Source organism: Vibrio sp. 1078-1 (assembly GCF_033340475.1).
Genome location: NZ_JAWOWM010000690.1, coordinates 1 through 565, shown reverse-complemented (window position 1 = coordinate 565; position 565 = coordinate 1). Strand labels below are relative to the sequence as shown.

Here is a 565-nt window from a genome sequence, read left to right as displayed (position 1 = left end):
TAGAAAAGGGAATACGAATAAGTGATTAAATTATCGAGTTTATCCAATAAAGTTCTTCAATACGGATTCGTGTTCTTGTTGGTTATTTTACTGGCCGGATGTACGAAAAAGTTTCTATATAGCAACATCGATTGGTTTGTTATTGAATATTTAGATGACTACGTATCGCTTAACGATGAACAAGAAACGTTGTTAGAAGAGCGACTATTGCTATTAGCAGATTGGCATAAGAAAGAAGAATTACCGTTATATATCGATCACTTAAAAGAGCTTGAGAATATTAATGCAAACAATATTACTCTCGCGTTTTTGCAGCAAAACCGAGAAAAAATGAAAGCGCACTATGACCGTATTGTGTCGAGATCGGCGCCAGATTTGTTCTCTTTGAGCTTACAACTGACGCCAAAGCAACAACAAGAGTTTTTGCAAAACGTGCGAAAGGACTATCAAGAAAGAAACGCAAAATATGCGGATAAAACCGAAGCAGAGATCAGAGAGATTATTTTAGAGAATACTGAGGAGTGGATGGAAGAATGGATTGGGGAATTGAATAGCGATCAAAAAC

1 protein-coding gene is annotated in these 565 nt (G+C 36.5%); it reads left to right on the top strand.

What is annotated here, in order from left to right:
- Positions 1–21: 21 nt before the first annotated feature.
- The coding region (locus R7190_RS29540) for a DUF6279 family lipoprotein (protein ID WP_318138159.1) at positions 22–565 on the top strand (544 nt) is incomplete at its 3' end.